6 protein-coding genes are annotated in these 9165 nt (G+C 65.8%); 2 read left to right on the top strand and 4 right to left on the bottom strand.

All coding sequences use genetic code 11. The features are described 5' to 3' along the window. Positions 1–1213, top strand: a 1213-nt coding sequence (locus tag K5Q19_RS19075) for a peroxidase family protein (protein WP_365760247.1), incomplete at its 5' end; no start/stop codon positions are given. 170 nt (positions 1214–1383) lie between these two features. On the opposite strand, the gene acs is transcribed toward K5Q19_RS19075, so the two are convergent. From acs to K5Q19_RS19055, 4 genes are all read right to left on the bottom strand, one after another. Continuing rightward, entirely contained in the window at positions 1384–3324 is a 1941-nt protein-coding gene (gene acs, locus K5Q19_RS19070) for an acetate--CoA ligase (protein ID WP_292948465.1), read from the bottom strand. Between the two features lie 85 nt (positions 3325–3409). Further along, entirely contained in the window at positions 3410–4741 is a 1332-nt protein-coding gene (locus K5Q19_RS19065) for an FAD-binding oxidoreductase (RefSeq protein WP_292948463.1), read from the bottom strand. Between the two features lies 1 nt (position 4742). After that, on the bottom strand, positions 4743–6026 hold the full coding sequence (locus tag K5Q19_RS19060) for an aminotransferase class III-fold pyridoxal phosphate-dependent enzyme (RefSeq protein ID WP_292948461.1): 1284 nt from the start codon (positions 6024–6026) through the stop codon (positions 4743–4745). Positions 6027–6046: 20 nt separating this feature from the next. Further along, positions 6047–6709 carry a TetR/AcrR family transcriptional regulator gene (locus K5Q19_RS19055; RefSeq protein WP_292948459.1) on the bottom strand — a complete coding sequence of 221 codons (663 nt, stop codon included), beginning with the start codon at positions 6707–6709 and terminating at the stop codon, positions 6047–6049. Between the two features lie 164 nt (positions 6710–6873). Here K5Q19_RS19055 and K5Q19_RS19050 point away from each other — a divergent pair, with 164 nt between their 5' ends. Then, the gene (locus K5Q19_RS19050) at positions 6874–9141 is read left to right on the top strand and encodes a TonB-dependent receptor (protein ID WP_292948458.1); all 2268 of its coding nucleotides are present in this window, start codon (positions 6874–6876) and stop codon (positions 9139–9141) included. Positions 9142–9165: the final 24 nt, after the last annotated feature.

The raw sequence follows: 9165 nt of genomic DNA, 5'->3' as shown, positions 1-9165 counted from the left end.
CCTCGACAACCTCTTCGCGTTCGAATGGGTCAAGGTAAAGAGCCCGGCCGGTGCGACGCAGTGGCAGCCGGTGAATGCGGCTCAGGTCCAGATCGTGCCGGACGCGCACGAGGCGGGCAAGACCCACGCGCCGATCATGTTCACCACCGACATGGCGATCAGGCAGGACCCCGCGTTCCGCACGATCGCCCTGCGCTTCAAGGACAAGCCAGAACTCTACGCCGATGCTTTCGCCCGCGCGTGGTTCAAGCTGACCCACCGCGACATGGGGCCGAAGGCGCACTACATCGGCACCGACGTTCCGGCGCAGACCTTCACCTGGCAGGACCCGCTGCCCACGGACAACCACCCGCTGATCGGCGCGGCGGAGATCGCGACGCTGAAGGGCAAGGTCATGGCTGCGGGTGTGATGCCTGCACAGCTGGTGCGCACGGCCTGGGCCTCGGCCTCTACCTTCCGCGCCTCGGACTTGCGCGGCGGTGCCAATGGTGCGCGCATTCGCCTCGCGCCGCAAAAGGACTGGGCGGTCAACGATCCGGCCGAGCTTGCCAAGGTGCTGGCGGCGTTGGAAAAGGTGCGTGCCGACTACAACCGCACCGCGCCGGGTGGCCGCACCGTCAGCATGGCGGACCTGATCGTGCTTGCGGGCAATGCCGCGGTCGAACAGGCGGCGGCGAAGGGCGGTGTTTCGCTTGAACTGCCGTTCACGCCGGGCCGCGTCGATGCGACGCAGGAGCAGACCGACCCGGCGGCCTTCGCGCCGATGGAACCCAAGTCCGATGGCTTCCGCAACTATCAGGCAGCGGATGCGTGGCAGTCGCCGACCGATGCGCTGGTCGACAAGGCAAGCCTGCTCGGGCTGACGGTGCCGGAAATGACCGTGCTGATCGGCGGCCTGCGCGTGCTCGATGCCAACGCGGGCGGATCGAACGCGGGTGAATTCACCAGCAAGCCGGGTACGCTCAGCAACGACTTCTTCGTGAACCTGCTGGGGATGGAGACGGTGTGGAGCAAGGCGGGTGCAGCCTATGAAGGCCGCGACCGGGCGAGCGGCGCACTAAAGTGGACGGCCACGCCGGTGGACCTGATCTTCGGCTCCAACTCGGAGCTGCGTGCAGTGGCCGAAGCCTACGCCAGCGACGATGCGCGCGAGCAGTTCGTGCGCGACTTCGCCAAGGCCTGGACCAAGGTGATGAACGCAGACCGCTCGTGATCTCTGCCTGAGGCGATTTGCTCCCCTCCCCGGCGGGGAGGGGCTGGGGGAGGGGGAAGGGCCTCCCCGGCAAGCGCTGCATACCCCCACCCGGCCTCCCCCAAGCGGGGGAGGGGCAGGTAGGTTAAAGGAAGGGCCGGGGCGCCGATGCGCTCCGGCCCTTTTCCGTGTCAGGCGTTCGGGCGGTTCGTCAGCAGGTTGTCGACCACCGACGGATCGGCAAGCGTGGACGTATCGCCGAGGTTGCTGACATCATTCTCGCCGATCTTGCGCAGGATGCGGCGCATGATCTTGCCGGAGCGGGTCTTGGGCAGGCCCGGGGCGAACTGGATGACGTCGGGGGTGGCGATGGGGCCGATTTCGTGGCGGACCCATTGAATCAGTTCCTTGCGCAGCGCTTCGTCGGGCTCGACGTCGGCGTTGGTGGTGACGAAGGCGTAGATGGCCTGGCCCTTGATCTCGTGCGGCATGCCGACGACCGCGGCTTCGGCGACCTTGGGGTGGGCGACGAGCGCGCTTTCGATTTCGGCGGTGCCCATGCGGTGGCCGCTGACGTTGATCACGTCGTCGATGCGGCCGGTGATCCAGTAGTAGCCGTCTTCGTCGCGTCGGCAGCCGTCGCCGGTGAAGTAATAGCCGGGGAAGGTGGTGAAGTAGGTCTGGAAAAAGCGCTCGTGATCGCCCCAGACGGTGCGCATCTGGCCGGGCCAGCTTTGCTCGATGACGAGGCAGCCGTCCGCCGCGCCTTCGAGCAATTGGCCCTCGCCGGTGAGGAGCGCGGGCTTGACGCCGAACATGGGGCGCGTGGCGGAGCCGGGCTTCAAGGCGGTGGCGCCGGGCAGCGGGGTGATCATCGCGCCGCCGGTCTCGGTCTGCCACCAGGTATCGACGATCGGGCAGCGGCCTTCGCCCACGACCTTGTGGTACCACTCCCAGGCCTCGGGATTGATCGGCTCGCCGACCGAGCCGAGCAGGCGCAAGGACTGGCGGCTGGTCTTCTTCACCCACTCGTCGCCCTCGCGCATCAGGGCGCGCAGGGCGGTTGGCGCGCCGTAGAAGATCTCGACGCCGAACTTGTCGACGACCTGCCAGAAGCGCGAGGGATCGGGGAAGTTGGGCACGCCTTCGAACATCACGGTGGTCGCGCCGTTGAGGAGCGGGCCGTAGACGACGTAGCTGTGGCCGGTGACCCAGCCCACATCGGCGGCGCACCAGTAGATCTGGCCGGGACGATAATCGAAGACGTACTCGTGCGTCATCGAGGCCCAGACGCTGTAGCCGCCGGTCGTATGCAGCACGCCCTTGGGCTTGCCGGTGGAGCCGGAGGTGTAGAGGATGAAGAGCGGATCTTCGGCGCTCATCTCCTCGGGCGGGCAATCGGCGCTCTGCGCGGCAACCGCGCTGGCCCAGTCGACATCGCGGCCTTCCACGTGGGGCACATCGGCGCCGGTGTGCGCAAGCACGATGACCGTATCGACGCCGGGGCACTGGGTGAGCGCTTCATCGACATTGGCCTTGAGCGGCACGCGCTTGCCGCCGCGCAGGCCTTCATCCGCCGTGATGACCAGGCGGCTGTCGCAATCGGTGATCCGGCCAGCGAGGGCATCGGGCGAGAAGCCGGCGAAGACGATCGAATGGATCGCGCCGATGCGGGCGCAGGCGAGCATGGCGACCGCGGCTTCGGGCACCATCGGCAGGTAGATCGTGACGCGCGCGCCGCGCGTGACGCCGCGCGATTTGAGGAGATTGGCGAAGCGGCAGACGCTCTCATGCAGCTCGCGGTAGGTGATCCGGCGGTCGGGCGTCTCGGGGCTGTCCGGCTCCCACAGGATGGCGATCTGCTCGCCGCGCTCGCCAAGGTGGCGGTCGAGGCAGTTGGCGGCGAGGTTGAGCGTGCCGTCCTCGAACCAGCGGATGCCGAAATCAGCCTCGTGGAAGCTGGTGGTGCTAACCCTGGTGAAGGGCCTGATCCAGTCGAGGCGCCCCGCTTCCTCGCGCCAGAACTCGTCCGGGCGCTCCAGCGAGGCCGCGTACATCGCCTGATAGCGCGCTTCGTCGATCAGGGCGGAGGCAGCCCACTGCTCGGGGACCGGATAGGTGGTCTGGCTCATGGCGGCGTCCTCTCACAGCGTGTTTGATTTTGGCCGCTATAAGACGGATTGGGCCGCGTTTGCCAAGCCTTGAAATCGCCCGCTATCAAACGGTCCCGCGCGCCAGATCGGCGTCGACACGGTTGTCGACGCGGTCGAGGGTGGCGGTGATGCCTTTGATGACCAGCCAGCGCAGCGGTTCGGGCGGAAGGGGGAACAGGCGGCGCTGGAACAGTTCGACTTCGGCATTGGAGCGGCCAAGGACCTGATCGGCGAGCATGGGGCCCGCATAAGTTGCCTGCGCGATGCCGTGGCCGTTGTAGCCGAGGCCGTGGAACACGGTGCCCCGCGCGTTGCTCCCATGGAGTGGCAGGAAATCGAGCGTCAGGCCGATCCATCCGCCCCAGAACGATTCGATCCCGACGTCGGGCAGTTCGGGGAAGCGGAGCGCAAACAGCTTGCGCCACTGCGCAAAGACTTTGGGCAGATGGCCGGTGGTGAGCGTGCTGCCAAAGCCGTATTGCACCCATTTCGAGCCGCCCGAAATGCGGCCGTCGGCCTGCGGGCGGTAGTTTTCCATGGCCTCATGCGCGGTGTAGAGCGCCTCGCGGCCCTGCCAACCGATGCGGTCCCACTGCGCAGGCGTTAGCGGGGCCGTGCGGAACAGCGTGACGCGGACGGGGAAGACCTTGCTTTTCATCTGCCCGAGGGTGGCAGGCGTATAGGCATTGGTCGCGACGACAAGCTTTTCTGCGGTGACATGGCCCGCAGCGGTGCGCACGACGATGGGCGAGGCCGTGTCCTCAATGGCCGTGACGGCGCTGTCCTCGAAGATCCGCACGCCCGCGTCCAGCGCAGCCTGGCGCAGTGCGAGGACGTATTTGCCCGGGTGGAGATGACCGCCGGACTGTTCGATCACTCCGAAGCGCACGTGTGAGGGAAGATTGCGGCGGCGCACTTCGGCCTCATCGAGGAAGGCGACGCCGACACCGAGGCTTGCAGCAAGTTCGGCGCTGTCTGCCAGCGGTTTGCGGTGGCGGGGGTGCAGGCCGGTGATGATATTGCCGGTCGGGCGGTATTCGCAGTCTACGCCGAGGCGGGTGATCATCGCCTCGGTGTAATGCACTGCCCGGTCGGCAAAGCGGGCGTACTCGACTGCGCGGTCCTTGCCGACATATTTGACCAGCGTCGGGAAATCCTTGCCGATGGTGGGCGTGAGGTGCCCGGCGTTGCGCCCGCTGGCGCCGAAGCCGCAGTGATCGCGCTCGACGATCGCCACATCGACGCCCGCTTCCCTGAGGCACAGCGCGGTGCTGAGCCCGGTGAAACCGCCACCGACGATGACCACATCGGCCGTGACTGCACCGGCCAGCGCCGGTTGGCGGACCACACCGCCGGCGATCCACGGGCTGCTCTCGAAGAATTCGGGCTCTGCCACCTCAGTGCGCGCCGGCCATGGCGCTGAGGAACATCAGGACGACGGGGTGCGGCTCGATCGTTGCCAGCTGCGCCTTGACCGAGGCGAAGGCCTCATCGGCGGCGGTGAGGGCGAACTCGATATCGACCTCGGTCATCGCGGCACAGAAGAACATGTTGTGCCAGGGGTGGACGTAGACCCCGCGCTTCAGCATCGCTTCGCCCCACGCAAAGCCGATGCGGTAGTCGGGATCGTTGTCGAACAGGATCTGCGGCATCTGGACGGGGCCGGTCTGGCGCAGGGCAAAGCCGTGCTTGGCGGCGAGCGCATCGAGGCCTTCGCGCCATAGGGTGCCGAGGCGGACCGAGTTTTCGAGGTAGTCGGTCTCGCGCAGGATTTTCAGCGTCTCGACCCCTGCGGCCATCGGCACGGCAGCGAACCAGAACGAGCCGGTGACGTAGATATGGCTCGCACCTTCACGGCAGCGGTCGTTGCCGAGGAGCGCGGAAATGGGGTGGCCGTTGGCGAAGGACTTGCCCCAGCAGCTCATGTCAGGACGCACGCCGACAAGTTCCCAGCTGCAATCGCGGATAAGGCGGAAGCCCGCGCGCACGTCGTCGACGATGAGCATTGCGCCGGTCTCGTCGCAGAGTTCGCGCGCGCGCTTGGCATAAGCGGGATCGGGCAGGGCCTGATCGATGAAGGCATCGTGCTTGAAGGGCGAGGCGAAGATCGCGGCGAGATCGTCACCTGCCTCCGCTACGGCGGCTTCGAGGCTGGCGACGTCGTTGTACTGGTACTTCGAAATGAACGCGCGCTCTTCGGGCACGATCCCGGCAGGCATCGGGGTGCACCACGGCGCGGCGCCGTGATAGGCACCGTCCGCCACGAGGATGCGGCGCTTGCCGGTCTGGGCGCGGGCGGTGGTCATCGCCATCGTGGTGGCATCGGTGCCGTTCTTGCAGAACATCGCCCAATCGGCGTGGCTGACCATGCCGACAAGCGCTTCGGCAAGCTCGACGAAATGGGCGCTGGGGCCGGTCATCGTATCGCCCTTGGCGAGCTGCGCGACGGCGACATCGTTCACGCGCCGGTCGTTGTAGCCCAAGAGGTTGGGGCCGTAAGCGCACATGAAATCGAGGTAGCGGTTGCCGTCGACGTCCCAGATATAGGCGCCTTCGCCGCGCTCGAAGAATTGCGGGTAGGAGGCGGGCATGAGCGTCGTCGCCTCGTGGCCGTACATGCCGCCGGGCACGACTTTCATCGCGCGCTGGCGGAGGGACTGATCGGCGGCATTTGTGGTCATCGGGCTCTCCGTTTTCGCGTTCAGGCGGCTTGCTCCGCTGCAGCGCGCAGCGGCAGGTGTTCGGGCAGGAAGGTGCGGCAGTAGGCCTCGCGCGCGAGGCGGGCCTGTTCCTCGTAGGCATCGGTGATCGTGCCGTGGCGGTGGACCGAAAGCGTCCAGATCGCATCGTTGATCACGAGCAGTTCGGTGAACCGCTCGACCAGTTCGATGCTGGGGGCGATATCGAACAGCTGGCAGAATTCAGCCATGCTGCGCTCCGCCAGCACGCTGTCGTTTTCCAGATCGCGGGCGCGGATCGAGGCGGAAAGACCGGAGCCGAGCAGGAGGCGGCGGGCGGCGCCGTGCGCGTTGTAATGCTCGCGGCCATGGGCGTAACGAACGGCCATATAGTGCTGCCAGGTGGTGATGCCAGCGGGCAGCGGCTTGTCGAGCAGGTCGGCAAACTCGCCCACGTAGCGTTCGGCGAGCGCCACGAAGACCTGCCCTGCATCGGGAAAGAAATGGTAGATCGAGGGGGCGGACAGGCCCGCTTCCTCGGCGAGGGTGTAGATACTGATCTGCGCAGGCTCGAGCGTTTCGAGCAACCGGTCGGCGGAATCGAGGATCGCCTCGAACCGCTGCTGGCTGCGCTTCTGGCGCGGGCGGCGGATCGTATCGGCAGGCCGGGGCAGGATGGTTACCATGTTCGCAGGCTAGCACGCATTCCTCATGGTTCAACCCGGTTTCAGATAAAAATCCGAATTAATGTCAGATTTGGCTTGACCCTGCCGGCGATTGCGGGAAGCTTTGCGGCGTGGGGATCAGGGCCCGCGCCTTAGCGAGGCAGGGCCGAAGCGGGGGAAACATTATGCGGACAGCCAATCGGAACCGGTGCCTCGGGATGCTTCTGGCGGGGAGCGCGCTGATCGTCGCGACTCCGGCGCTGGCGGAAGAGGCCGCCCCGCCCACCAAGAGCGACGGTATCGCCGAGATTGTCGTCACCGCGCAGCGCCGCGCGCAGAACGTGCAGGACGTGCCGATCGCGATTGCTGCGATCAGCGGGGATGCACTGACAGAAACCGGCATCCGCGATCCGCGCGATCTGACCTTGCTGGTGCCGAGCCTTTCGATGCAGGCGGGCACGGCGGCTTCGACCACATCGCTGTTCATCCGGGGCGTGGGCATTGGCGACTTCAATTCGAACACGACGGGCGCGGTGGGCGTCTATGTCGACGACGTGTTCATCGGCGCCAACGCAGGCAAGCTGTTCAACGTGTTCGATTCGGGCGGGATCGAAGTGCTGAAGGGCCCGCAGGGCACGCTTTACGGACGCAACACCACGGCAGGCGCCATCCGCTTTTCCAGCCGCAAGCCGACCGACGAACTGAGTGGCGATTTCTCCGCGCTTTATGGCCGCTTCAACGAAGTGCAGCTCGAAGGCGGGATCGGCGGGCCGATCGTGAAGGACCTGCTCAAGGTGCGCGTGGCGGGCTTCTACAACCGGCGTGACGGGACGACCCTGAACCGGGTGACGGGCAACAAGGTCAACAACATCAACCTCTGGGCGCTGCGCGGGATCGCGGACTTCACGCCTGCGCCGAACGTGCTGCTGCGGCTTTCGGTCCATGGCGGCAACAACACCGGCGGGGCGCGGCAGTTCCAGCACCGCGGTTCGGGCGTCGGTTTTGGCGGCGAGACGCTGCCCTTGCTCAATGGCTTTCCGACCGATGCCTTCGGTTATGCCGATACCGACAACAACGTTTATGCGGGGGACTACAACGTCGAGGGCAAGGAACGCATCGGCGTGTTCGGTGCGTCGCTCATGGGCCAGATCGATTTCGGCGGGGTGCAGCTGACTTCGATCACCGCCTACGAGAAGGTCAACCGCGCGACGCTTGAGGATACCGACGCCAGCCCCAACGACTTCGTGGTCGCCTATTACGAGGACCGTCCGCGCCAGTGGAGCCAGGAGTTGCGGCTGCAGTCGACGGGTGACCGCAAGCTGGGCTGGATCGTGGGCGGCTACTATTTCCACGACACGCTGGCGACGGACAGCAGCTTCGACCTGCTGCGCAGCTTGCGCGATCCCAATGACCTGCTCGGCACGTTCGATCCGGTCAATTCGCTCGGCCTGCTGCGCTATCCCTATACGCAGCTCACGCGCAGCTTCGCGCTGTTCGGGCAGGCCGATTACAAGCTGACCGAGAAGCTTACGTTCACCGCCGGGCTGCGCTGGTCGAACGACCGGATCAGCATGGATTACCGCAGCCTGTTCGATGCCGTGGGCGGCGTTGTGCCGGTGAAGGCCTATTCGGACGTCACGCTGCCGCTGCTCGATTTCAAGGGCGCCAAGACCTTCCGCGACCTCTCGTGGCGCGCGGCGCTCAATTACAAGACGGGCGATACGCTGGTCTATGCCTCGTTCTCGAAGGGCTACAATAGCGGTGGCTTCGCGGGCGGCGCCTCGACTGATCCGCTGCAGCTGGTGCCGTTCAATTCGGAGAAGCTCTACGCCTACGAAGTGGGTTTGAAGACCGAGTTCCTCGATCGCAAGGTGCGCTTCAACACTTCGGCGTTCTACTATGATTACCGCGATCTGCAGGTCTTCGTGTTCGATCTCACCGGCCCGATCCCGGTGCAGCGCAAGCTGAATGCGGGCAATGCGGAGATCTATGGCCTCGAGGCCGAGCTGACGGTGCGGCCGACGCGGAACCTCGACCTGTTCGGCGCGGCGACCTTCATGCACAGCGAATACAAGAAGTTCGCCGCGCTGGGCGGGGTGAGCTATTCGGGCAACCGGCTGGTCAATGCACCGAAGTTCGCATTCTCGGGCGGGGTAAACTGGACGATCCCGCTGGCCAGCGGCGCGGCGATCAAGGCGCGGGTGGACGGCACTTACGTGTCCTCGATCGCGCTGTTCCCGGACAATGCGCCGAGCACCGAGGTGAAGGGCAACGGACGCATCAACGCGCGGCTGGCCTATCAGGCGCCATCGAAGGTGTGGGAGGTGGCGCTATGGGTGAAGAACCTCAACAGCGTTCGCTACATCTCCTCAATTGCGCCAGTGATCACGCAGGACCAGATCAACTACAACGATCCGCGTACCTTCGGGGTCCAATTGGTCGCGCATTTCTGATCGGCGCGACGGAACAGGAAAAGG

This window comes from Novosphingobium sp. (assembly GCF_019748365.1).
Classification (GTDB): Bacteria; Pseudomonadota; Alphaproteobacteria; order Sphingomonadales; family Sphingomonadaceae; genus Novosphingobium.
Note: the sequence above shows the minus strand (reverse complement) of the source record. Positions and strands in the feature narration are given on the sequence as shown.

Bases quoted from the DNA above. Each gene is read 5' to 3' on its own strand.
- acs (WP_292948465.1), bottom strand. From the start codon at position 3,324: ATGAGCCAGACCACCTATCCGGTCCCCGAGCAGTGGGCTGCCTCCGCC.
- K5Q19_RS19060 (WP_292948461.1), bottom strand. From the start codon at position 6,026: ATGACCACAAATGCCGCCGATCAGTCCCTCCGCCAGCGCGCGATGAAA.
- K5Q19_RS19055 (WP_292948459.1), bottom strand. From the start codon at position 6,709: ATGGTAACCATCCTGCCCCGGCCTGCCGATACGATCCGCCGCCCGCGC.
- K5Q19_RS19050 (WP_292948458.1), top strand. From the start codon at position 6,874: ATGCGGACAGCCAATCGGAACCGGTGCCTCGGGATGCTTCTGGCGGGG.